This is a genomic window from Pseudoxanthomonas mexicana (assembly GCF_014397415.1).
Taxonomy (GTDB): Bacteria; Pseudomonadota; Gammaproteobacteria; order Xanthomonadales; family Xanthomonadaceae; genus Pseudoxanthomonas_A; species Pseudoxanthomonas_A mexicana.
Genome location: NZ_CP060731.1, coordinates 3494606 through 3517839, shown reverse-complemented (window position 1 = coordinate 3517839; position 23234 = coordinate 3494606). Strand labels below are relative to the sequence as shown.

The 23234-nt window shown below is 67.8% G+C and carries 18 protein-coding genes and 2 tRNA genes; 12 read left to right on the top strand and 8 right to left on the bottom strand.

The features are described from left to right. Positions 1-122 precede the first annotated feature (122 nt). Positions 123-2663, bottom strand: a complete 2541-nt coding sequence (gene mutS / locus IAE60_RS16460; protein ID WP_187574789.1) for a DNA mismatch repair protein MutS — start codon at positions 2661-2663, stop codon at positions 123-125. Positions 2664-2867: 204 nt separating this feature from the next. Then, entirely contained in the window at positions 2868-3059 is a 192-nt protein-coding gene (locus IAE60_RS16455; protein WP_162110295.1) for a hypothetical protein, read from the bottom strand. Here IAE60_RS16455 and IAE60_RS16450 point away from each other — a divergent pair. The 9 genes from IAE60_RS16450 (at position 3058) to IAE60_RS16410 (ending at position 13712) form a co-directional block, all read left to right on the top strand. Further along, the gene (locus IAE60_RS16450; protein WP_187573063.1) at positions 3058-5655 is read left to right on the top strand and encodes a TonB-dependent receptor; all 2598 of its coding nucleotides are present in this window, start codon (positions 3058-3060) and stop codon (positions 5653-5655) included. The two genes, IAE60_RS16455 and IAE60_RS16450, sit on opposite strands and share 2 nt — an antisense overlap. Before the next feature lie 127 nt (positions 5656-5782). Then, the gene (locus IAE60_RS16445) at positions 5783-6274 is read left to right on the top strand and encodes a CinA family protein (RefSeq protein WP_185896626.1); all 492 of its coding nucleotides are present in this window, start codon (positions 5783-5785) and stop codon (positions 6272-6274) included. 31 nt (positions 6275-6305) lie between these two features. Continuing rightward, positions 6306-7991, top strand: coding sequence for an ABC1 kinase family protein (locus tag IAE60_RS16440; protein ID WP_187574788.1), 1686 nt, complete (start codon positions 6306-6308; stop codon positions 7989-7991). 46 nt (positions 7992-8037) lie between these two features. Beyond that, a complete protein-coding gene (lexA, locus tag IAE60_RS16435; protein ID WP_187573062.1) occupies positions 8038-8679 on the top strand; it encodes a transcriptional repressor LexA in 642 nt (213 codons plus the stop codon). Between the two features lie 186 nt (positions 8680-8865). Further along, the gene (gene recA, locus IAE60_RS16430) at positions 8866-9900 is read left to right on the top strand and encodes a recombinase RecA (protein WP_162110291.1); all 1035 of its coding nucleotides are present in this window, start codon (positions 8866-8868) and stop codon (positions 9898-9900) included. A 36-nt stretch (positions 9901-9936) separates the two neighbouring features. Continuing rightward, positions 9937-10440 (top strand): recombination regulator RecX, encoded by a 504-nt coding sequence (gene recX / locus IAE60_RS16425; RefSeq protein WP_187573061.1) that lies wholly within the window; start codon positions 9937-9939, stop codon positions 10438-10440. Between the two features lie 93 nt (positions 10441-10533). Then, positions 10534-13185, top strand: a complete 2652-nt coding sequence (alaS, locus tag IAE60_RS16420) for an alanine--tRNA ligase (protein WP_187573060.1) — start codon at positions 10534-10536, stop codon at positions 13183-13185. Between the two features lie 149 nt (positions 13186-13334). Continuing rightward, complete coding sequence (csrA, locus tag IAE60_RS16415; protein WP_162110288.1) at positions 13335-13544, top strand: carbon storage regulator CsrA; 210 nt, start codon at positions 13335-13337, stop codon at positions 13542-13544. Positions 13545-13619: 75 nt separating this feature from the next. After that, positions 13620-13712: transfer RNA gene (locus IAE60_RS16410), tRNA-Ser, on the top strand. Between the two features lie 125 nt (positions 13713-13837). Here IAE60_RS16410 and IAE60_RS16405 read toward each other — a convergent pair. Then, positions 13838-13914, bottom strand: a tRNA-Arg gene (locus IAE60_RS16405). Between the two features lie 259 nt (positions 13915-14173). Here IAE60_RS16405 and IAE60_RS16400 point away from each other — a divergent pair. Beyond that, positions 14174-15742, top strand: coding sequence for a right-handed parallel beta-helix repeat-containing protein (locus IAE60_RS16400; protein WP_187573059.1), 1569 nt, complete (start codon positions 14174-14176; stop codon positions 15740-15742). Positions 15743-15968: 226 nt separating this feature from the next. Continuing rightward, positions 15969-17366 carry a TIGR03013 family XrtA/PEP-CTERM system glycosyltransferase gene (locus IAE60_RS16395; protein WP_187573058.1) on the top strand — a complete coding sequence of 466 codons (1398 nt, stop codon included), beginning with the start codon at positions 15969-15971 and terminating at the stop codon, positions 17364-17366. A 27-nt stretch (positions 17367-17393) separates the two neighbouring features. On the opposite strand, the gene IAE60_RS16390 is transcribed toward IAE60_RS16395, so the two are convergent. Continuing rightward, entirely contained in the window at positions 17394-18341 is a 948-nt protein-coding gene (locus IAE60_RS16390; protein ID WP_187573057.1) for a glycosyltransferase family 2 protein, read from the bottom strand. Here IAE60_RS16390 and IAE60_RS16385 point away from each other — a divergent pair. Further along, positions 18307-19326 carry a polysaccharide deacetylase family protein gene (locus tag IAE60_RS16385; RefSeq protein ID WP_187573056.1) on the top strand — a complete coding sequence of 340 codons (1020 nt, stop codon included), beginning with the start codon at positions 18307-18309 and terminating at the stop codon, positions 19324-19326. The genes IAE60_RS16390 and IAE60_RS16385 overlap by 35 nt on opposite strands. A gap of 36 nt (positions 19327-19362) precedes the next feature. On the opposite strand, the gene IAE60_RS16380 is transcribed toward IAE60_RS16385, so the two are convergent. From IAE60_RS16380 to IAE60_RS16365, 4 genes are read right to left on the bottom strand one after another with little or no spacing between them, the layout of a single operon-like run. Beyond that, positions 19363-20418: a GNAT family N-acetyltransferase gene (locus IAE60_RS16380; protein ID WP_187573055.1), complete on the bottom strand. Its 1056-nt coding sequence runs from the start codon at positions 20416-20418 to the stop codon at positions 19363-19365. 3 nt (positions 20419-20421) lie between these two features. Then, entirely contained in the window at positions 20422-21402 is a 981-nt protein-coding gene (gene nadE, locus IAE60_RS16375; protein WP_187573054.1) for an NAD(+) synthase, read from the bottom strand. After that, complete coding sequence (locus IAE60_RS16370; RefSeq protein ID WP_187573053.1) at positions 21399-22910, bottom strand: class I adenylate-forming enzyme family protein; 1512 nt, start codon at positions 22908-22910, stop codon at positions 21399-21401. The genes nadE and IAE60_RS16370 overlap by 4 nt, the downstream gene beginning before the upstream one ends. A 21-nt stretch (positions 22911-22931) precedes the next feature. Next, a complete protein-coding gene (locus IAE60_RS16365) occupies positions 22932-23180 on the bottom strand; it encodes an acyl carrier protein (protein ID WP_162110280.1) in 249 nt (82 codons plus the stop codon). Between the last annotated feature and the right edge of the window lie 54 nt (positions 23181-23234).

Sequence of the window (23234 nt, the reverse complement as noted above, 5' to 3'; positions counted from 1 at the left end):
GGCACGCGCCCACGATACTCCGCAGGCGTTACGCGGGTGTTGTAGGCGCGTGCGCGGTCGTGCCCCGCCGCGATGGTCGGGCGGGCGTGGGAGGAATGCGCAGGCATCCCGCGCCTACAGGATCAGAGCAGCGCCTTGATACGGTACAGCGCTTCGAGCGCCTGTTTGGGCGACAGTTCGTCGGGATCGATCGCCGCCAGCGCTTCCTGTGCGGCCGAAGGCGCCGCGGCGAACAGGCCGAACTGTTGCGGCGCATCGAGCGCCTGCGGCGCCATGTCCGATGCATGGGTTTCCCTGCCACGCTGTTCCAGCTCGGCCAGCCGACGGCGTGCCTGCTGCAGCGTGATCCTGGGCAGGCCGGCCAGCGCGGCCACCTGCAGGCCGAAGCTCCGGTCCGCCGCCCCCTCCTTCACCGCATGCATGAAGACCAGCGTGTCGCCGTGCTCCACAGCGTCCAGATGCACGTTGGCGATGCCGCTGCCGGGTTCTCCTGCGAGCGCCGTCAATTCGAAATAATGGGTGGCGAACAGCGTGTAGCAGCGGTTGGTGCCGGCCAGGTGGCGCGCCACCGCGTCCGCCAGCGCCAGGCCATCGTAGGTCGAGGTGCCGCGGCCGATCTCGTCCATCAGCACCAGCGACTGTGCAGTGGCGTGATGCAGGATGTAACTGGTCTCCGCCATCTCCACCATGAAGGTGGACTGGCCGCGCGCCAGGTCGTCGCCGGCGCCGATGCGGGTGAGGATACGGTCGATAGGCCCGATCACCGCACGCGATGCCGGGACGAAACTGCCGATGTGGGCCAGCAGCACGATCAGCGCGTTCTGCCGCATGTAGGTCGACTTGCCGCCCATGTTCGGGCCGGTGATCACCAGCATGCGCCTGCCTTCGTCCAGCACCAGATCGTTGGGCTCGAACGGTTCCTTGCGCACCGCCTCGACCACCGGGTGCCGTCCGCGCTCGATGCGCAGGCCGGGCGCTTCGTCCAGTTCCGGTTGCGCCCAGTCCAGTTCCTGTGCACGTTCGGAGAAGGCGGCGAGCACGTCCAGTTCGCTCAGCGCGGCAGCGCAGCGCTTGAGCGGCTCGAGGCGCGCATTGAGCGTATCCAGCAGTGCGTCGTACAGCAGCTTCTCGCGGGACAGCGAACGCTCGCGTGCCGACAGCACCTTGTCCTCGAACTGCTTGAGCTCTTCGGTGATGTAGCGCTCGGCGCCGGTCAGCGTCTGGCGTCGCGTGTAATGCACTGGGGCACGGTCGGCCTGGCCCTTGCTGATCTCGATGTAATAGCCATGCACGCGGTTGTAACCGACCTTCAGCGTGGCGATGCCGCTGCTCGCGCGCTCGCGGGCTTCCAGGTCGACCAGGAACTGGTCGGCGTTGGTGCTCAGCCGGCGCAGCTCGTCGAGTTCGGCATCGTAGCCGTCGGCCAGCACGCCGCCGTCGCTGAGCTTCAAGGGCGGTTGTGCGGCGATGGCGGCGATGAGCAGCGCCGCGGTGTCCGCGTGCTCGCCCAGCTCCGCCGCCAGCGCCCGAAGGCGCGGGGAATCCAGCGGTGCCAGATGCCCCTGCACCTCCGGCAGCAGCGCCAGGCCATCGCGCAGCGTGGACAGGTCGCGCGGGCGCGCCGAGCGTAGCGCCACGCGGGTGAGGATGCGTTCCAGGTCGCCCAGCCCGCGGAAGCCGGTGCGCAGATCGCGCGCGGCGTGTTCCATCAGCGTGGCGACGGCATGGTGGCGCTCGCCCAGCAGGCGGCGGTCGCGCAGTGGCCGGTGCAGCCAACGCCGCAACAGACGCCCGCCCATCGGCGTGACGGTGGTGTCCAGCACGCCCAGCAAGGTGTGCCGCGTGTCGCCATCGACGCGGGTATCCAGTTCCAGGTGGCGGCGCGTGGCGGCGTTCATCGCGATCGCGTCGCTGGCCGACTCCACCGCGATTGCGGTGAGGTGCGGCAGTCGCTGCTTCTGGGTCTCTTCCACATAACCCAGCAGGGCGCCCGCAGCGGCCGTGGCCAACGCCTTGTCGTCGATGCCGAACCCCGTGAGGTCATGCACGCCGAAGAATCCCAGCAGCTGGCGGCGCCCGCTGTCGGGGTCGAACAGCCACGGCGCACGCCGGCGCGTTCCCGTGCGCTGCTGCAGGAATGCCGGCCAGCCTTCCTCATCCGGCAGCAGCAGTTCGGCCGGCTCCAGCCGCGCGAGTTCGGCTTCCAGCGCGTCGTCGTTCTCGACCTCGTTGACCAGGAAGCGGCCACCGGCCAGGTCCGCCCAGGCCAACCCGTAACCCGAGCGCCCGCGCGCGACCGCCATGAGCAGCGTGTCGCGGCGTTCGTTGAGCAGGGCCTCGTCGGTCACCGTGCCCGGCGTCACCACGCGCACCACCTTGCGTTCCACCAGGCCCTTGGCCAATGCGGGGTCGCCGATCTGTTCGCAGATCGCCACCGATTCGCCCAGCGCCACAAGTCGGGCCAGGTAGCCCTCGCAGGCATGCACCGGCACCCCCGCCATCGGGATGGGCGCGCCCCCGGAACTGCCGCGCTGGGTCAGCGTGATGTCGAGCAACCGCGCGGCCTTGCGTGCGTCGTCGTAGAACAGTTCGTAGAAGTCCCCCATCCGGAAGAACAGCAGCAGGTCCGGGTACTCCGCCTTGGCGGCGAAGAACTGCTTCATCAGGGGCGTGTGTTCCGACTTGTCTTTGCTCACGAGGCCAGTGGGGATGAGGGGGCAAAAGGGCGTTGATTGTAGCTGCTGGCCGCGCCGCGCCCGGTTGTCGACGTGCGCCCGAGCCTGCCTGCCATGACAAGGGAGGGGCGCGTTGCGCCGCGCGCGAAGCCGCCCGGGCGTAATCGGAGTTCCGCACGATCGTTCGTAAAATCAGTGGCTTATCCATGCCAAAGTGATGGCCTGCGTATCGACGCAGTGCAGAATGCCGCGCTGTGAAGCCGGTGTTAATTTCGCGTTGACGCAAGGGGAGTTGCGTTCGCTTTCGGCGGTAATGCCGCCCGTACCACTACGGATTTTCTTGCACGACATCGCCAGAACATGGCCCTTGGGAGGGGACAACATGGTCACTGCATCGCACAGGCGCAAAGCGCTTTCGCTCGCCGTCTTCACCGCGCTCTGCGCAACCTCGCACGCATACGCGCAGCAAGCGGCTGCGCCGGCCGAAGAAGAGGAACCCACCACGCTGGCCACCATGACGGTGACCGCGCAGAAGCGTGAGGAGGCCATGCAGGATGTGCCGATCGCGGTCACTGCGATCTCCGAACAACTCCTGCAGGACACCGGCGTGCGCGACATCAAGGACCTGCAGGTCCTGGTGCCCGGCATGACCGTGACCAGCACGCAGAGCGAGGCCATCACCACCGCGCGCATCCGCGGCATCGGCACCGTCGGCGACAACGTGGGTCTGGAGTCTTCGGTCGGCGTGGTGATCGACGGCGTCTACCGCCCGCGCAACAGTGTCGGCTTCGGCGACCTGGGCCAGCTCGAACGCATCGAAGTGCTGAAGGGCCCGCAGGGCACGGTGTTCGGCAAGAACACCTCCGCGGGTGTCATCAACGTGGTGACCCGTCGCCCCAGCTACACGCAGAGCGCCGAAGGCGAGGTCACCGTGGGCAACCATGGCGCCCTGGGCGCGTCCGGCAGCTACAACGACGCGCTGGGCGAGGTGGGCGCGTTCAACCTGTATGCCGCCAAGCGCAAGCGCGACGGCTGGATGGACGTGCGCACCGGCAATGGTCCGCGCAAGGAAACCGACGACTACGACCAGAACTTCCACACGGTGCGCGGCAAGCTGCTGCTGGAGCCCAGCGACAACCTGGACATCCTGGTGGCCGGCGACTTCACCAGCCGGGAAGAGAACTGCTGCACCGCGGTGCAGACCACGGTGGGCGCCACCGCCGCCATCCTCAATGCGCTCGTTGGCGGCCAGGCCGTCGCCGCGCCGGGCGACGATCCGTTCGACCGCGTCGCCTACAGCAACCGGCCGACCACGCAGGACATCAAGGACAGCGGCGTGTCGGTGGAGGTCAACTGGGATTCGCCGTGGTTCGGCGACGCCACGCTGACCTCCATCACCGCCCAGCGCAAGTGGGAGGCCATCAATGGCCTGGACTACGACTTCAGCACGGCGGACATCCTGTACCGCAATGCGGACGAGGACGAGTCCTTCACCGGCTTCGACACCTTCAGCCAGGAGTTCCGCCTGACCGGGGCCACCGAACGCGTGGACTGGATGGTGGGTGCGTTCTACTCGGATGAGGATCTGGACCGCACCGAGACCTACCGCGTGGGCGCGCACTACGAGCCGTATCTGTCGGTGGCGCTGCTGTCCATCATCAATCCTGCCCTGGGCCAGTCGCCGACCGCGCCGCTGTTCCTGTCGCAGGCCAGCGGGCGCCCGTTCGGCACGGTCTTCGCCGGTCTCGGCGCGCTGGACACCTACAAGCAGAACGCCAAGAGCACCGCGCTGTTCACCAACAACACCTGGCACGCCACCGACGCCCTGGATATCACCGTGGGCCTGCGCTACACCCGGGAAAAGAAGAGCCTGGTCTCCAACTACAGCAACCCCAACGGTGGCGCCGGCTGCGGCGCGATGCTCGCCAATCCCGCGCAGGTCGTCGCGGCCCTGGTGGCTCGTGGCTTGACCGTGGCGCAGGCGTCGGCGGCGGCGCCCACGGTGGTCGGCTACGGCTGCCTGCCCTGGGCCAACCCGCTGCACAACGCACCCACGCGCGACACGGTGCAGCAGCGCGAAGAGAAGGAATGGTCGGGCACGCTGAAGGCGGCCTATCGGTGGAACGACAACGTGATGACCTACGGTTCGTTCGCCCGCGGCTACAAGGGTGGCGGCTTCAACCTGGATCGCGTGCAGTCGTCGAACGGGCTGAGCAGCGGCAGTGCGAACGGTATCCAGCCGGTCCTCGACACCTCGTTCGGCGGCGAGTTCGTGGACAGCTACGAGCTGGGCGCCAAGACCACCTGGCTGGAAGGCAACCTGCTGCTGAACGCCACCCTGTTCCACCAGAAGTACGAGGACTTCCAGCTCAACAGCTTCCTGGGCACCAGCTTCGTGGTGCGCTCGATTCCGGAAGTCACCTCGCAGGGCCTGGATGCCGAACTGATGTGGCAGCCGAAGTCGATCCGCGGTCTGATGCTGCAGAGCGGCCTGATGTATGCCGACACGAAGTACGGCGACAACATCCCGGGTTGCGATTTCGTCGGGCCGGGACAGACCTCCGCCGCATGCCCCTCGGTCGGAGCGTTGTACAAGCTGCAGGGTGCGCAGATGAGCTTCGCGCCGAAGTGGTCCGGCTCGGCGGCGATCACCTACGAGTGGGACATCGGCAACCTGATGGCGCGTTTCAACATCGGCGCCAAGTACGTGTCCAAGTACAACACCGGCTCCGACCTCGACCCGGAAAAGATGCAGGACGCGTACACCGTGGCGAACGCGCGCTTCGGCATCGGTGCGCAGGACCAGCGGTGGATGCTGGAGTTCTGGGGCACCAACATCACCGATGAGGACTACGTGCAGGTCGGCTTCGACGGCCCGCTGCAGAACGTCTCGCCGGCCCCGAACAACCCGTTCAACACGTTCAACGCCTTCCTGGGTGCACCCCGGATGTACGGTGTGACGCTGCGCGTCCGCTACTGATCCCCTTCGCACGATGTGGCGAGCGGCCCGCCTTCCCCGGCGGGCCGTTTTCTTTTGTGGCCCGGCAGGGCGACAGCGCCCGGCAAATCGGCTACAACACGCACGCCCCCCTGTCGGAACCCAAGAGATGTCCGTACCCACCGATGAAGCCCTGCGCGTGCTGGCCCACCATGTCGGCGAGCGCCTGCGGCAGGGCCGCGACCATCTGGTCACGGCGGAAAGCTGTACCGGTGGCTGGATCGCCAAGTGCGTAACCGATATCGCCGGCTCCTCCGACTGGTTCGACTGCGGGATGGCGGCCTACAGCTATGAGGCCAAGCAGGCGTTGCTGGGCGTGCGGCCGCAGACCCTGGAGGTCCACGGCGCGGTCAGCCGCGAGACCGTCATCGAGATGGTGTCCGGCGCCCTGGTCAACTCCGGTGCCAGCGTCGCCGTGGCGGTGACCGGCATCGCCGGGCCCGGCGGCGGCAGTCCCGACAAGCCGGTGGGCACGGTGTGGATCGGCTGGAAGCGGCGCGGCGGCTACGCGCGCGCGGAGATGTTCCAGTTCGCGGGCGATCGCGAAGCGGTACGGCGGCAGACGGTGGAAGCCGCACTGAAAGGGCTGGAGTCGCTGTGAGCGGCGCGCCACGGCGGGGAGCGGACGCATGATGTGGGAGACGCTGGGCACCGTGCGCGATCTGGGTCGGCTGCAGGACATCGCATCCGTCCTGATCCGGTGGGGCTTCGGCGACGTGGTCAAGCGCATGGGCATGGCCGGGGTGCTGGAGAAGGCCGGCCGGCTGCTGCACTGGCAGGCGGTGGAGGAAGGGCGCCTGCGTATGGACGTGCCTACGCGCCTGCGTTGCACCCTGCAGGATCTGGGTCCGACGTTCGTCAAGCTCGGCCAGGTGCTGGCCACCCGCGTGGACCTGCTTCCGCCAGCCTGGATCGACGAGCTCGGCAAGCTGCAGAACGCCGTGCCCGCGCTGCCCTGGGACACGGTGCTTCCCCAGCTGCGCGAGGATCTGGGTGCCGAACCCGAAGCGGTATTCGCGCGCGTGGAACATGAGCCGCTGGCGGCCGCCTCGCTGGCGCAGGCCCATCGCGCCTGGCTGGCCGATGGCAGCGCCGTCGTCCTGAAGATCCGCCGCCCCGGCATCCGCGACACGGTCGAGGCCGACCTGCGGCTGCTGAAGCACTTGGCGGTGATCGTCGAGAAGAACCTGCCGGAACTGCGCCGCTACCATCCGCAGCGCATCGTCCAGCAGTTCAGCGCGTCGCTGCGCCGCGAACTCGACTTCGCCGCCGAGTGCCGCAATGCCGAGCGGATTGCGCACAACTTCGCCGGCCGCGACGATATCGTCATCCCGCGGGTGTACTGGCAATGGACCTGCGAGCGGCTCAACGTGCAGGAGTGCCTGGAGGGCGTGCCCGGGCGCGACCTCGCCGCTGTCGATGCGATGGGGCTGGACCGTGTGCAGCTGGCGCGCACGGGCGCGGGCCTGGTGCTGAAGATGGTGCTTGAGGACGGCTTCTTCCATGCCGATCCGCACCCGGGCAACATTTTCTACATGCCGGATGGCGCGATCGGCGTGATCGATTTCGGCATGGTGGGACGGGTCACCGAGCAGCGGCGGTTCCAGATCGTGCGCCTGCTGCATGGGCTGGTGGTCCACGACTCGGCCGCCGTCGCCGAGGTGCTGGCGGACTGGACCGAGGAAAACAACGATATCGATGAGGTGCGGTTGCAGGAATCGGCCGACGTCTTCGTCGATCAGTACCGCGGGGTCCCGCTCAAGGACCTGCGCATGGGAGCGATGCTCGGCGACGTCACGGCGATGCTGCGCGAGCACGGCCTCAGCCTGCCGGCCGACCTGGCGCTGATGATCAAGGCATTCCTCACCCTGGAGGGCATGGGGCGGCAGCTGGATCCGGATTTCGACATGGCCAGCGAGGCGCGACCCTACCTGGAGCGCGCGATGCTGGAGCGCTTCGCCCCGGATGTACTGGTCCGGCGCGGGCGCCGCACGCTCTCCGGCCTGGTCGACCTGCTGCGCGACATGCCGCGCGACGTCCACCGCCTGCTGCAGTCGGCCCGGCGCGGCAAGCTGCAGATGCACATCGAGGTCGATACGCTCAGGGCCTTCGGGGAACAGGTGGACCGCGCCGCCAACCGGTTGACGATGGGCATCATCACGGCGTCGCTGGTGATCGGTTCCTCGATCGTGATGAACAGCGTGGGCGGAGGGGTCTCCAACCGCTGGCTGATGGCCCTGGGGGTGCTGGGCTTCGTCGGCGCCGCGCTCTGCGGGATCTGGATCCTGTTCTCCATCTGGCGCAGCGGGCGGCGCTAGCGGCGCCCCTTGCCAGGGCAGGGCGTTAGTAGTATTACTACTAACCATGGACCTGACCGATACCCAGCTCGCCATCCTTGCCCTGATCGCCGAACGGCTGGAGGCCGAGGGCATGCCGCCTTCGCAGGCCGAAATCGCCAAGGCCTTCGGTTTCAAGGGCGTGCGGGCTGCCCAGTACCACCTGGAGGCGCTGGAACAGGCAGGCGCCATCGAACGCGTGCCGGGCCGCGCCCGCGGCATCCGCCTGCTCAAGACCCCACCTTCGCCCCAGCCGGATCTGGCATTCCCGGCCGCGAACGAGGAGGGCCTGCGTGTGCCCGTGCTGGGACAGGTGGCGGCCGGTGCGCCGATCGGTGCGGATGCCGATCACCACGACTACGTGCTGCTGGACCGGGCCTTCTTCGCCCCGGCGCCGGATTACCTGTTGAAGGTGAGGGGCGATTCGATGCGCGACGAAGGCATCTTCGACGGCGACCTGATCGGCGTGCACCGTACCCGCGATGCCCGCTCCGGCCAGATCGTGGTGGCGCGCATCGACGACGCCATCACGGTGAAGCTGCTGAAGATCGGCAAGGACCGCATCCGGCTGCTGCCGCGCAACCCCGACTATGCGCCCATCGAGGTCGCGCCGGACCAGGATTTCGCCATCGAAGGCCTGTACTGCGGCCTGGTGAGGCCCAACCGGTGAATCCGCGCAGCGCCGCTTCCGACGCTGCCGCGCGGGGTTTTCCGACACGGCCGCACGGCCTGGACCGGTCCCGCAGCGTCTCGCCGCATTTTATTTTCTCCCATGCCCGCACCGTCGCAGCCTGTGCGATGGGCGCTCCCCACACTCACCTCACCGCATACGACCACATTGACTAGGACCACGACGATGGACGAGAACAAGAAGCGCGCCCTTTCCGCCGCCCTGACCCAGATCGAGCGCCAGTTCGGCAAGGGCTCGGTGATGCGCATGGGCGATCGGGTCATCGAACCCGTGGAAATCATCCCCACCGGCTCGCTGATGCTGGATATCGCCCTGGGCATCGGCGGCCTGCCGCGTGGCCGGGTTGTGGAAATCTATGGTCCGGAATCCTCGGGCAAGACCACGCTGACCCTGCAGGCCATCGCCCAGTGCCAGAAGCAGGGCGGCACCGCGGCCTTCATCGATGCCGAGCACGCACTCGACCCTATCTACGCCGCCAAGCTGGGCGTGAACGTGGATGACCTGCTGCTGTCCCAGCCGGACACCGGCGAGCAGGCGCTCGAAATCGCCGACATGCTGGTGCGCTCCGGCTCCATCGACATCGTGGTCATCGACTCCGTGGCGGCGCTGACGCCGAAGGCGGAAATCGAGGGCGAGATGGGCGACCAGCTGCCGGGCCTGCAGGCGCGCCTGATGAGCCAGGCCCTGCGCAAGCTCACCGGCAACATCAAGCGCTCCAATACCACCGTCATCTTCATCAACCAGTTGCGCATGAAGATCGGCGTGATGATGCCCGGCCAGAGCCCCGAAACCACCACCGGCGGCAACGCACTGAAGTTCTACGCTTCGGTCCGCCTGGACATTCGTCGCATCGGTGCCATCAAAAAGGGCGACGAGATCATCGGCAACCAGACCAAGATCAAGGTGGTCAAGAACAAGCTGGCGCCTCCGTTCAAGCAGGTGGTCACGGAGATCCTGTACGGCGAGGGTATCAGCCGCGAAGGCGAGCTGATCGACATGGGCGTGGAGGCCAAGCTGGTGGAGAAGGCCGGTGCCTGGTACAGCTATGGCAGCGAGCGCATCGGCCAGGGCAAGGACAACTCCCGCACGTTCCTGCGCGAGAATCCGGCCATTGCCGCGAAGCTGGAGGCCGAGCTGCGCGAGAAGTTCCAGCCGGCCGAAGCCCCGCGTGGCGAAGGCGCGGAAGACGACGCCGAGTAAGGGCGGGTGTGAGCGGGAACGGGAAGGGCGCGCGCGATGGCGGATGAGGACGCACGCAACGTCCGCCGTCGCAAGCCGGCCGAGCAGACGCCGCTGCAGCGTGCCCTCGGCCTGTTGACCCGGCGGGAGCATTCCCGCCGGGAACTGTCCCGGAAATTGACGTCCCGCGGTGTGGAAGCGGCCGATGTGCGATCGGCCGTGGACCGGCTGGAGGCGGAGGGCTGGCAGAGCGACACGCGCTTTGCCGAGGCGCTCGTCCGCAGCCGGGCCTCGGGTGGTTATGGTCCGCTGAGGATCAGGGCCGAGCTGTCCACCCACGGGCTGGACCGTGAGGCGATCACGGCGGCCATGGCCACCTTCGATGGCGACTGGACCGAAACGGCGTGCGACCTCGTCCGCCGGCGTTTCGGTCCAGCCCGCCAGATCGACCCGGCTCAACGGCGCAAGATCGCGGATTTCCTGATCCGGCGGGGTTTCGATGCCGAGGCCGTGCGCGCTGCCAGCCGGCTGGAGCTGGAGGACTGGGGCGGGGCAGCCTGATAATCTAGGGCATTGGGTTGCTTCCACCCGGCCGTGCCCGCATTACGCGGACAGCGCGGCGCAAGGAAGCGCCTTCCAGCCAATGCCTGCCAGATGACCACTCCCAAGACCTTCAGCACCCGCCAGATCCGCCAGGATTTCCTCGATTTCTTCGCCGGCAAGGGCCACACCATCGTGCCGTCCGCCTCCCTGGTGCCCGGCAACGATCCCACCCTGCTGTTCACCAACTCCGGCATGGTGCAGTTCAAGGACGTGTTCCTGGGGGCGGAAAAGCGCAGCTACGTGCGTGCGGCCGATGTCCAGCGCTGCCTGCGGGCCGGCGGCAAGCACAACGACCTGGATTCGGTGGGGTATACCGCCCGCCACCACACGTTCTTCGAGATGCTGGGCAACTGGTCGTTCGGCGACTACTTCAAGAAGGAGGCCATCGCCTGGGCGTGGGAGTTGCTGACCGAGGTCTGGAAGCTTCCCAAGGAGCGCCTGCTGGTCACGGTCTACCACACTGACGACGAGGCCTACGACCTCTGGCACGACATGATCGGCCTGCCGCCGGAGCGCATCGTGCGCATCGGCGACAACAAGGGCGCGCCCTATGCATCGGACAATTTCTGGCAGATGGCCGATACCGGCCCCTGCGGTCCGTGCACCGAGATCTTCTACGACCACGGCGAGCACATCGCCGGCGGTCCCCCGGGCTCCGCGGACGAGGACGGGGACCGCTACATCGAGATCTGGAACAACGTCTTCATGCAGTTCGATCGCCAGCCGGACGGCACGCTCGTCCCGCTGCCGGCGCCGTGCGTGGACACCGGCATGGGTCTGGAACGCCTGGCCGCGGTGCTCCAGCATGTCCATACGAACTACGAGATCGATCTGTTCCAGGGCCTGATCCGCAAGGCCGCCGAGCTGACCGGTACGACCGATCTCGAGAACAAGTCGCTGCGCGTCATCGCCGACCATATCCGCGCGTGCAGTTTCCTGATCGTGGACGGTGTGCTGCCCTCCAATGAGGGGCGTGGTTACGTGTTGCGCCGGATCATCCGCCGCGCACTGCGTCACGGCTGGATGCTGGGCGTTCGCCAGCCTTTCTTCCACAAGATGGTCGGCACGCTGTCCGAGTTGATGGGCGATGCCTATCCGGAACTGCCGGCGGCGCGTGAACTGGTCGAAAAGGCCTTGAAAGCCGAGGAGGAGCGGTTCGCCGAAACGCTGGACTCGGGCATGCGCATCTTCGACGACGTCGCCTCGCGCGTGGTCGATGGTGTGATTCCCGGCGCCGACGCGTTCCGCCTTTATGACACCTATGGCTTCCCCGTGGACCTGACCGCCGATATCGCGCGCGAGCGCGGTCTGTCGGTGGATATGGCGGGTTTCGAGGCAGCGATGGAGCAGCAGCGCGAAACCGCGCGCGCGGCAGGCAAGTTCACCTCCACCACCGGCCTGCCGGCCGACCTGGTGGCGCAGCTGTCGCCCACGGTGTTCCTCGGCTACGACCACCTCGACGCCGGTGGCCTGCAGGTGGTTGCGCTGCTCAAGGACGGTCGGCCGGTGGCGTCCGTCCACGCGGGCGACGAGGCGGTGGTGATCCTGGACCGCACGCCGTTCTATGCGGAGTCCGGCGGCCAGGTCGGCGACACCGGCGTGCTGGCGGAGCAGGGCGTCGAATTCGATGTCGCCGATACGCTGAAGTTCGCGGGCCAGTTCCACGGCCATGTCGGTCGCGTCGCCAAGGGCGACCTGAAGGTCGGCGACCACGTGGTGGCGTCCGTCGATGCCGCGCGTCGCGCCAGTACCATCCTCAACCATTCGGCCACCCACCTGTTGCATGCGGCCTTGCGCGAGGTGCTGGGCACGCATGTCCAGCAGAAGGGCTCGCTGGTGGCGCCGGATCGCCTGCGCTTCGACTTCTCGCACTTCCAGCCGATGACGCAGGCCGAACTGGCCGAGGTCGAGCGCCGGGTGAACGCCCAGATCCGCGCCAACAGTGCGGCCGAGGTCCACCACATGGGCATGCAGGAGGCCCTGGATTTCGGAGCGATGGCGCTGTTCGGCGAAAAGTACGGCGAGCAGGTGCGCGTCCTGAAGATGGGCGACTACTCCACCGAACTCTGTGGCGGCACCCACGTGGGCCGCACGGGCGACATCGGCCTGTTCAAGCTGGTCGGCGAAAGCGGCGTGTCCGCGGGCGTGCGCCGCATCGAAGCGGTCACGGGGCAGGGAGCGCTGGATTACGTGGCCGACGAGGAGCGCCGGTTGGCCGAAGCGGCCGACCTGCTGGGCGGCAACGCTGGCGAAGTCGTCGACAAGATCCGCGCCCTGACCGATCGGCAGAAGAAGCTGGAGCGCGAACTGGAGACCCTGAAGGCCCGTGCCGCCTCCAGTGCGACCTCCGACCTGGGCGGCGCGGCGATCGACGTGGGCGGGATTCGCGTGCTGGCTTCGCGCCTGGAGGGTTTCGATGCCAAGGCGCTGCGCGATGCGATGGACCGTCTGAAGCAGCAGTTGGGCGACGCGGTGATCGTCCTGGCCGGGACCGCCGACGGCAAGGCGGCCCTGGTAGCCGGGGTGAACGGCGCCGCAACCGGGCGGGTCAAGGCGGGGGAACTCCTGTCACATGTAGCCGGTCAGATCGGGGGCAAGGGCGGTGGCCGCCCGGATCTCGCCCAGGGTGGTGGTGAGGACGGGCCCGCCCTTGCCACGGCGCTGCAAGGGGTTCCGGAGTGGGTCCGGGAGCGGATTCGCTGACCCCTTATTGGACTAAACGGTGCTTGCGGCCCGGCCCGTCCGGCCGCTAACATGCTTTAAGTTCATGAATGTACCAGGAAGCCCCCGGCCCTTTTCACGGGCCCGGCGCGCCCCCGGCACTATCCTTTGCCGGATTACGGAGAAGAAACATGTTGATCTTGACCCGCCGTGTCGGCGAAACCCTGATGATCGGCGACTCGGTCACGGTGACCGTGCTTGGCGTCAAAGGCAACCAGGTGCGTATCGGTATCACCGCGCCCAAGGATGTGGCCGTGCATCGCGAAGAAATCTACCAGCGCATCCAGCGCGGCGAAGAGATCGGCTCGCCTGCCGCATCGGAAAACATCACGTCCGAGTGATTTTGTTTGCCGCCTGAGCGGCGAGCCGCTATCCTAGGCGGCCGTCGCGGCTTGCCTGCGGCGTGCGACAGACCCGGAGTGATGCCCGAGTGGCCGAAGGGGCTCCCCTGCTAAGGGAGTATAGGGTCAAAAGCCTTATCGAGGGTTCGAATCCCTCTCACTCCGCCAGACATAAAAAAGCCCCGCTCTGCGGGGTTTTTTTATGTCTCGTCGCAGGTGCGTGCGTCCCGGTCGCAGGCTTTCGTCGGGACGAAAAAAAAACAGGCAGACCATCAGTCTGCCTGTTTCGATAATGGCGCGCCCGGAGAGATTCGAACTCCCGACCGCCTGGTTCGTAGCCAGGTACTCTATCCAGCTGAGCTACGGGCGCGTTTCGTTAGACGCGGAATTCTGCACGAACGCTTTTCACCCGTCAATAACTTGAGCGAAAGATTTTCGCGACGGCGATCCTCGCGGCCGCTGCGCCCCGTTCCCCACGTATCACCGTCAAGGCGGATATCCGAACTGGGGCGACCGTCTCATCCGCAGTGCCCATCCGGTGCGCGGATTAGCAGGGCATTCACGCCGATGCCATGAAAATGGCAGGACAGGGGATACAACGGAACGCGAGCACTCGCGGGAGTCAATTGATGCATCTTTCCAAACCCTTGCTCGGGCTGGGGCTGCTGGCCGCCGTGCCGCTGAGCGCGGCCGCCGCCACCTACAACATCGGCCCCGGTAGGCAGTACACCCAGCTCACCACGTTCTTCAACAGCGTCAACCTCGCGCCCGGCGACATCGTCGAGGTCGACGGCAACGCCAGCTATGCCGGCAACATCGTGGTGGGCGACGACGACAGCGGAACCCAGGCCAGTCCGGTAACGATCCGCTGGCGCCGCGTGGCCGGGGCGACGCGGCCGCTGCTGTCCGGCGGCACGCATACGATCAAGTTCCAGCAATCGAACCACATTGTGTTCGAGGGCTTCGAGGTCACCGGCGGCTCCAGTTCGTGCATCTTCAGCGAGGCGCACAACGCCACCGTGCGGGACGTCTACGTGCACGACTGCCCGTCGCACGGCATCCTGGGTGCAGACCAGAACTCGGGATCGTTCACGCTGGAGTACAGCGAGATCGCGCGCTCCGGCCAGGGCGACCGCCGCCATGCGATCTACATGCAATCGGACGAAGTGGCGTATCCCGACACGGTTTTCAGGATGCGCTACAACTACGTGCACAGCGCCACCGGTGGCGTGCTGGTGCGCGTGCGCCACCAGCGCGCCGAGATCCACTACAACTGGATCGAGGGCTCGGACCTGCACGAGGTCGAACTGATCGGCCCCGATTGCGAAACCCAGAAGGCGGGCTGGACGGCGGACCTGCGTCGCGAGGATGCCGAACTGGTCGGCAACGTCATCATCCACCGTTCGACCAGCCGTTCGGGGAATGCGCTGCGCATCGGTGGCGACCTGAACGGCCGCAACCAGGGCCGCACGCGGCTGGTGAACAACACCATCCTGATGGACCGTTCCGGCACGGCGAACGCGGTGCTGGTCCAGCTGGGCCAGGGGTCGCTGGAGATGCACAACAACGTCATCTACCAGCCGGCGTCCGGCAGCGCGCCGAACATCGTGCGCGAGAATCCTGCGAGCAACGTCGACACGCCTTACTGCGGGCCGCAGAGCCGGGAGCCCTGGTCCGACGGCCGCAAGGTGGCCGGTTCCAACAACTGGGTGCAGGCCAGTGCAGCGCTGGTACCGGCGGAATGGACCGGCACCCTGCGCGGCAGCGACCCGATGTTCACCGACCTGGCGCAGCTGAATTTCCGTCCACGAGCTGGTAGTCCGCTGTTGAATGCAGGCAACAACGCTCCGGCCACGCCGTCGGCGTTTCCCTTCCCGACGCCCCAGGTGTTGCCGGCCTTCGATCCGCCGCGACGGACCAAACTCGCGGTGGGCGATGCCCATGCGCGCCTGATGCTGGAAGGCCGCATCGACATCGGCGCGTTCGAGCAGTTCGACATCGACCAGGTGTCCGATCCGATCCGTGTCAACGGATCGCAGCCCCTGATCCCGCCGCGACCGGCCGGGGCGGCGGCGCAGCCCACGACGGCCTCGCAGCCGGCGTTGACCGTGCCCGGCGCGAGGCTGCCCGTCCGCGAGCGCCCGCGCTGGCGGACCGCCCCCGCCGCACGTTACCGACGGGGTGTGGTCAGGCCCTGACGCCAGGCCCACGCGCAGATGCATCGAGCCGCCCTCCGGGGCGGCTTTTTTTCTGCCACGTGTCCGGCATGGGGAGCAAGTCGCGTTGGGAGATATGTGTCGGATACGCCAGACGTGCCGGGACGTGGCGATCGTCACCCCCGGTATGGGTGGGGGCGTGGCGCGGCGATGAAGGGGCGAGCTCCGGGCCGGAATCCGGATCGCCGCAACAGCAAGGGGGGCTTCGATGAAGGCAGCGCGCAAGAGCCGCAAGGACCGGGTCATCCGTTTCCTGTGGCTGGCGGAAGTGGTGGTCCTGTTCGCGGCCGTGATGGCCGCGGCGTGGCTGCGTTTCCACACCGAGCCGGAGTACCAGATCCGGTTCCTGGAGCAGACGCCATGGCGCGCCTTGCTCGTGGCGCTGGCGATCACGGGCGCGATGACCGCCTTCGGCCTGTACCAGACGCATGTCCGCCATACGCGGATGGATTTCATCCTGCGGCTGGTGTTGTCGTTCGTCCTCGGCGGCATCGCCTTGGTGGTGTTCTACTACCTGGTGCCTCCGTCCTACCTGGGCCGCGGCGTGCTGGCGATCTCGCTGGCGATCGGCGCGGGCGGCATCCTCGTGGTGCGGTTGGCTTGGGTGCGGCTGTTCCATTCCGACGTGCTGAAGCAGCGCGTGTTGATCTTGGGCGCTGGACGCAACGCCGACCTGATCAATTCCTGCATGCGCCGTCGTTCCGACCGCCGCACGTTCACCGTGGTGGGATTCGTGCCGGTGCCCGGCCAGCCCGTGTGGGTGCGCGAAGACCTGCTGGTGCCTGTGGGCGAGGAGGGCCTGCATGAACTCACCGACCGCCTGCAGATCGACGAACTGGTGATCGCGCCGGATGAGCGGCGGGGCGGGCTTCCGATGGAGCAGATGCTGCAGTGCGTGCAGCAGGGCATTTCGGTGGTCGACCTGTCCAGCTTCTTCGAGCGCGAAGCCGGCATGGTGCAGCTCAACGCGGTGGATCCGTCGTGGCTGGTGTTTTCGGGCGGTTTCGACTACTCCACGCCGCGTCGGCTGAGCAAGCGGTTCTTCGACCTGCTTGCCGCCGGTGCGCTGCTGCTGGTCAGTTGGCCGTTGATGATCGTGGTGGGCATCGCCGTGTGGATGGAGTCCGGTGGCCCGGTCTTCTACAGCCAGACGCGCGTGGGCGAGCGCGGCCGCCACTTCACCCTGACGAAGTTCCGCAGCATGCGGGTGGATGCGGAAAAGGGCGGCGTGGCGGTGTGGGCCAGCAAGGACGACGACCGCAGTACCCGGGTGGGGCGCTTCATCCGCAAGACGCGCCTGGACGAGCTACCCCAGCTGATCGCGGTGCTGCGCGGCGACATGAGTTTCGTCGGCCCGCGTCCCGAACGCCCGCAGTTCGTCGACATGCTCAACGACGAGGTGCGCTACTACGGCGTTCGACACAGCGTGAAGCCGGGCCTCACCGGCTGGGCGCAGCTCCGCTACCCGTACGGCGCGTCGGTGCGCGATGCGGAGGAGAAGCTCAAGTTCGACCTGTTCTACGTCAAGAACCACGGCCTGGTGTTCGATCTGATGATCCTGCTGCAGACCGTCGAAGTCGTGCTGTTCGGCCGTGGCGCGCGCTGAGCGGCGCCGTACGTGACGATCGCCGGGCTAGCCGGGCACCAGGCCGCGCAGGAAGCGCTTCACGCCGAACGGAAGCAGGCCCGCGATCTCGCGGCGCTGCGCGGGGTCGCGCGACAGGCCCCAGGCGCGGCGCGCCAGCGCGGTGCCTGCGGCCCAGCGGCGGCGTATCAGCATGCCGCGCGCATTGCGCAGGTAGGTGCCGGCCAGGGCGGCATCCAGCTCGCCGTCGTCCAGCGTGCCGCGCGCGTCGGCGACCGCCTTCTCGACCACGCGGACATAATCGTCGTACGTGCTGCTGGCCGCCGACAGGCCTTCGTGTCCGCGCATCGCGCGTACCAGCGGCTGTTCGACTACGCCGATCGGCCAGTGGCGCGCGATGCGGAGGTGGAATTCGAGGTCCTCGGCGGTGCGCAGGGCCTCGTCGAATCCACCCAGCTGCTCCACCACCTGCCGGCGCAGCATCACCGACGCGGGAATCAGGGCCGGATTGTGCAGCAGCCAGCGCAGGGCCCATCCGTCCTCGCGGACGACGTCGCGGCGACGGAACACGTCGATGTGCCGGTAGTCGCCGTCGATGCGTTCGACGTCGCAGACCACCATGCCGAACTCCGGCCGGGCATCGAGGAAGGCGACCTGCAGCGCGGTCTTCTCCGGCATCCATTCGTCGTCGCTGTCGAGCAGGGCCAGGTAGCGCCCGCGCGCGAGCCGCATGCCGTGGTTGCGCGCCGCGGATACGCCCGCGTTGGACTGCCATACGTGACGCACGCGGTCGCCGTAGCGTTCGCGCAGCATGTCGCCGGTGCCGTCGGTGGAGCCGTCGTCGACCACGATGATCTCCTCCACGGCGCGCGTCTGCGCCAGGACGGAGTCGATGGCGCGCGGCAACAGGGTCCGGCGGTTGTACGTCGGTATAATCACTGAAACTTCGATGTCGCACGCCATGTTGAAGGACGTCTCCAGGAAGCTGCTGTACACGAGCGGATTGCTCGGCCTCTATCATCGGCTGCGCAATGCCGACAGCCTGACGGTGGTGATGTTCCATCGTACCCTGAGTCCGGACGATCCGCGCTGGGCGTCCTGCGATCCGGACTACACCTTGTCCACCGAACGGCTGGAACAGTCGCTCGCCTTCTTCCGGCGCCATTACAACGTGGTGTCGCTGGAGCAGGTGCTGGCTTCGAGGCGCACCGGTGCGGCCCTGCCGCCACGCGCATTGCTGATCACGTTCGACGATGGGTGGGCCGACAACGTGGACTACGCGCTGCCCGCGCTGCGGCGCGCCGGCCTGCCCGCGCTGCTGTTCGTCGTGGCCGATGCGGTGGGCACGCGCCAGCCCTTTTTCCAGGAACGCCTCATCGCCGCGTGGCGGCGGAGTGCGTTGAGCGTGGACGAACTGGTGGCGGCGCTGCCGGAAGATCAGTTGCCGGCGGCCGGCGTCGACGAATCGATCGCGTCGCTGCGCAAAGTGATCGCGCGTCTGGAAGCGCTGGATGCCGACACGCGCGCCCGCGTGCTGGAACCGCTCATGGCCCGCCTCGACGACGGGCATCGCCACATGGTCACCGTGGAGGAACTGCAGCGGCTGCAGGACGGCGGCGTCGCGCTCGGGCTGCATGGCAAGACCCACACGCCGATGCGGCTGGCCGAGGACCTGGATGCCGAACTGGGCGGTGCCCGCGAGGCGCTGGCCAGGCAGCTGGGTCAGCCGCGCGCACGCGCCGAATCGATGTCGTTCCCGCATGGCTCGTTCGATGCGGCGATTGCGCAGCGCGCGCGCGAGGCGGGCTACGAACTGGTGTTCACCAGCGTGCCGGTACTCAATCCGACCGGGCACGGGGTGGGTTGGCTGCTGGGACGCACCGGTTTCGAAACCGACACCGTTGTCGATGGCAACGGCCGCTTCCGCGAGGACTGGCTGGCGCTGTACCTGTTCCGCCGGCAGGCGCGCCGCCTGGCGTGATGGCGGCCGGGACTGCCCGGCGCCAGGCCGCTGGCGTTACTCGTCTTCGTCGGCGGAGGTGAGGAACAGCGGCGCCGATGCGGCCGTGTCCTGCGGCGAACTCCAGCGCAGGAACACGGGGCGGCGGCTGCGTTCGACGAAGTGCAGCGCATGCCATCCGCGCCGCTGCGCGTCCGACGCGCACATCTCCACCGATACCGCGCTGCAGCCCGCCTTCCTCGCGGCATGCACCAGTTCGCCTACGTGCATCGCCGCCATGCCGTCGGTGCCGTCGACCGACCAAAAGTCGCGCACATGCAGCGTGCCGTCGATCCGTTGCACGGCGAACCAGGCCTGCAGGGCGCGGTCATGCGCCCGCTTGACCAGCACGTAGCGGGTTGTCGCCAGCGGCGATTCGTCGAAGCGCCAGCGCAGGTGGCCGACATCGCGGATCGCGATCACGTCATCGCCCTTGGGCGAACCGGACCAGACCGCATCGATGCGCGCATCGGCCTGGTCAGCCCAGGCCGAACGCAGGTGGGGGCTGCGCAGGCGCGTCCATGCGTCGCGACAGGCGACCACGCGGTCCGCCAGCCAGCCTGCCGCCGGCGCAAGCCAGCGCGGCACGCGCTCGCGCAGGTAGCCGGCATGGCGCAGGACGCGCGCGTACCGCACCAGCTGCGCGGGTTGCGCGTAGCCGAGGCGCTTGAACACCGGCGCCGCCTTCGGATTGGGAAACCCGTACAACACGTCCAGCGCTTCCCCCGCGGCCGCGATCAGGCCCTGTTGCAGCATCAGCGCCGGACCCAGCGAGCGGTGCTGCGGCAGTACGGCCAGGTCCACCAGCACGCCGGCACGCAGTTCGCGCCCGCGCCACTCCAGCCGCCTGCGGCCTGCCGATGCGGTGCCGACGTGGGCCTGGCCGGGGACGTCGAGCAGCAACTGCATCAGCGGTTCTCCATGCGGGCAGCGCAGGTAGAACCACTCGTACTTGGCGGTCATCCGGGCATCCTGGCCCAGGTTGCCACGCCACAGCCCCAGCACCGTGTCGCGGTCGCGCGCCGGCAGGCCGGCTTCCACGAGGTACTGCGGCGCGGTGGGCACGGCGTTCATCGCTCAGTCCAGTTCGGGAACGTCGCCGGCCAGGACCGGCGCCATGTGCAGGTACTTCGTCGTCCTGCGCTTGTTGCGGATGTCGTCGTAGACGGCCTGTGCGTGCGCCGGGGTGATGCCCAGGGCGATCGCCAGTTCGCTCGCCGGACGGCCATGGTTGAGCGCCCACAGCGCCAGGTCCATCTGCTGGTAGGGCAGGGCGAAGTAGAACTCGTCCTGGCCCTGGCTCAGGCTGTAGGTGTCCGTGGTCGGTATCGCGGCGCAGACGCGCTCGGGCAGGCCCAGGTGGCGTGCCATGCCGTACACCTGCGACTTGTAGAGGTGCGCGATCGGCTTGACGTCGGCCGAGCCGTCGCCGTTCTTGACGAAGAAACCCTGGTCGTATTCGACGCGGTTCGGCGTACCGACCACGCCATAGTTGAGGCGGTCGGCATGGAAGTACTCCAGCGTCTTGCGGATGCGCTGCTTGAAGTTGGTCGCGGCCACGATGGTGAGGTAATCGGCCAGGGCCAGGTCGCGCTTGTGCATCGTGCCGTCGGGAGACTGTGCTACCAGGCGGAACCGGTTGATGCGGCCTTCGGTGCCGCCATCGATGACGATCTTGAACTTCCAGCCTTCGCCGTATTCGGGCAGCGTGTTGCGCACCGCCTCGTCGCGGGCGCGATAGCAGCCGATCGCCGCCAGCGCGGGCGCGATGTCCACGGTCTCGGTGCGCACGCCCAGGTGCTCGGCCAGGATGCGCGCGCGCGCAGCGCTGTCGTCGGAGGAGTCCTGTTCGGGCAGGATCAGCGTGAAGACGCGTTCGGGCCCCAGGGCGCGCACGGCCAGCGCGCAGCTGACGGAACTGTCGATGCCGCCGGAGATCGCGACCACCAGGCCGCGGCGGTGCAGCTGGCGCGCGGTGATCTCGCGCAGGCGCGCGCAGATGCGGTCGGCTTCGCTCTGGTAGTCGATGTCGAGGACGTGGTGATCGAGCTGGCTCATGGGCTTGCGGTCTGCTCCGTCAGTTGGATGCGTCGGACCTTGCCGGACGCGGTGCGCGGCAGGGTGTCGACGAAGGTGATGTGCCGGGGAATCTTGTAGGCGGCCAGGCGTGCGCGGCAGTGCGCCTTGATGCGGTCTTCGGCACGCGGGACCGGTTCGTCGGCCACCACGAACGCCTTGATGACCTGTCCGAGCGTGGCGTCGTCGATGCCGACCACCGCGACTTCGCGGATGCCGGGCAGTTCGGCGATGACTTCCTCGACATCGGTGGGGTGCACGCGATGCGCACCGGTCTTGATCATGTCGCTGCGGCGCCCCTGCAGGAACAGGAAGCCTTCCGCATCGAGCTGGCCCACGTCGCCGGTGCGCAGCCAGCCATCGCGCAGCGCCTTGGCCGTGGCGTCCGCATTGCGCCAGTAGCCCAGCATGATGCCGGGGCCGCGCACGCAGACTTCGCCGCTCTCGCCGGGGCCGGCCAGACTGCCGTCGTCTCGGCAGATGCGCCATTGCGTGTCCTGTACCGGGATGCCGACCGAACCACGCTTTTCGTCCAGGCGTTCGGGCGGCAGCCAGCTGATGCGCGAGGTCGCTTCGGTCTGTCCGTACATCAGGAACAGGCGCGCGGCCGGCAGCGCCTGGCGGACGCGGTCGGCCACGGGGGGCGGCATGGCGCCGCCGGCCTGGGTCAGGTAGCGCAGCGACGACAGGTCGTGGCCGCCGCGCTCCAGCAGGTCCAGCAGCAGGATGTAGGTCGAGGGCACGCCGGAGAAACCGGTGGCGCGGTGGCGCTGCAGCGCCTCCAGCACCTGGACCGGGAACACCAGGCCCGGACCGAGCACGACGCAGGCGCCGGTCGCCAGGTGCGTGTGCAGGACCGAGGCACCATACGCGTAGTAGAACGGCAGCACGTTGACGATCAGGTCGTCCTGCACCAGTCCCAGGTAGGCCACGACGGCGCGCGTGTTGGCGGCCAGGTTCGCGTGGCTGAGCATCACGCCCTTGGGGTCGCCTGTCGTGCCCGAGGTGTACAGCAGCTGCGCCAGGGTGTCGTCGGCATCGGGTTCGGGCCACGCATCCCCGCCGTCCGCCACCGGAAGCGCCCCCGCAGGTTCCAGTGCGATGGCGCAGGGAAGGGGTATGCCCGTTCCGTCCCATTGCGCGAACACCTGCTCGACATCGCGGTGTCCGCTTTCGTGCAGGACGAAGCGAGCCTCGCAGTGGCGCAGCCAGGGCAGGAAATCGCGCGCGCGCGCCTGTGCATTCAGCGGCACCGCCACGCCGCCTGCCAGCCAGATGCCGTACACCGCGACCGCGGCCTCGATCCGGTTGGGCAGGATCAGCGCCACGCGGTCGCCGGCACGCAGGCCCGACTGGCACAGGTGATGGGCGAAGCCGGAGGCCATCTGCCGGAAGCTGCCGTAGTCGATGCTGCGCTCGCCATCGACCATCGCGATGCGGTGGGGCGCATCGCGGGCGATCCGGGCGAGCTGGGTGGTCAGGCGCTCCATGGCGTGCGCGGATGTAGCGGCTCAGCCGGCCAGCTTGCGCGAGACGAAGGCGTCGACGGTCTCGATGGTGTCGAAGTTGGCGGGCGTCATTTCCTCGGCCGCGATCTGCAGCTTGAACGCGTCCTCCAGGAAGAAGACGAGTTCGTGGATGCCCGTGGAATCGATGATGCCACCCTGGATCAGCGAGTCCTGGTCGCCCACGGCGGCCGGGTCGTCCGAGAACAGGAAGTTCTGCAGGATGAACGTCTTGATCTGTTGCTTCTGCGGCATGGTGGTCCCCTGATGTTCGCCGTTCCGTTGCTGTCTACATGAACGCGGGACCGG

Bases quoted from the DNA above. Each gene is read 5' to 3' on its own strand.
- mutS (WP_187574789.1), bottom strand. From the start codon at position 2,663: ATGAAGCAGTTCTTCGCCGCCAAGGCGGAGTACCCGGACCTGCTGCTG.
- IAE60_RS16370 (WP_187573053.1), bottom strand. From the start codon at position 22,910: ATGGAGCGCCTGACCACCCAGCTCGCCCGGATCGCCCGCGATGCGCCC.
- nadE (WP_187573054.1), bottom strand. From the start codon at position 21,402: ATGAGCCAGCTCGATCACCACGTCCTCGACATCGACTACCAGAGCGAA.
- IAE60_RS16400 (WP_187573059.1), top strand. From the start codon at position 14,174: ATGCATCTTTCCAAACCCTTGCTCGGGCTGGGGCTGCTGGCCGCCGTG.
- IAE60_RS16440 (WP_187574788.1), top strand. From the start codon at position 6,306: ATGTGGGAGACGCTGGGCACCGTGCGCGATCTGGGTCGGCTGCAGGAC.
- csrA (WP_162110288.1), top strand. From the start codon at position 13,335: ATGTTGATCTTGACCCGCCGTGTCGGCGAAACCCTGATGATCGGCGAC.
- IAE60_RS16385 (WP_187573056.1), top strand. From the start codon at position 18,307: ATGTTGAAGGACGTCTCCAGGAAGCTGCTGTACACGAGCGGATTGCTC.
- IAE60_RS16380 (WP_187573055.1), bottom strand. From the start codon at position 20,418: ATGAACGCCGTGCCCACCGCGCCGCAGTACCTCGTGGAAGCCGGCCTG.
- recA (WP_162110291.1), top strand. From the start codon at position 8,866: ATGGACGAGAACAAGAAGCGCGCCCTTTCCGCCGCCCTGACCCAGATC.
- IAE60_RS16445 (WP_185896626.1), top strand. From the start codon at position 5,783: ATGTCCGTACCCACCGATGAAGCCCTGCGCGTGCTGGCCCACCATGTC.
- lexA (WP_187573062.1), top strand. From the start codon at position 8,038: ATGGACCTGACCGATACCCAGCTCGCCATCCTTGCCCTGATCGCCGAA.
- alaS (WP_187573060.1), top strand. From the start codon at position 10,534: ATGACCACTCCCAAGACCTTCAGCACCCGCCAGATCCGCCAGGATTTC.
- IAE60_RS16450 (WP_187573063.1), top strand. From the start codon at position 3,058: ATGGTCACTGCATCGCACAGGCGCAAAGCGCTTTCGCTCGCCGTCTTC.
- IAE60_RS16395 (WP_187573058.1), top strand. From the start codon at position 15,969: ATGAAGGCAGCGCGCAAGAGCCGCAAGGACCGGGTCATCCGTTTCCTG.
- IAE60_RS16455 (WP_162110295.1), bottom strand. From the start codon at position 3,059: ATGTTGTCCCCTCCCAAGGGCCATGTTCTGGCGATGTCGTGCAAGAAA.
- recX (WP_187573061.1), top strand. From the start codon at position 9,937: ATGGCGGATGAGGACGCACGCAACGTCCGCCGTCGCAAGCCGGCCGAG.
- IAE60_RS16365 (WP_162110280.1), bottom strand. From the start codon at position 23,180: ATGCCGCAGAAGCAACAGATCAAGACGTTCATCCTGCAGAACTTCCTG.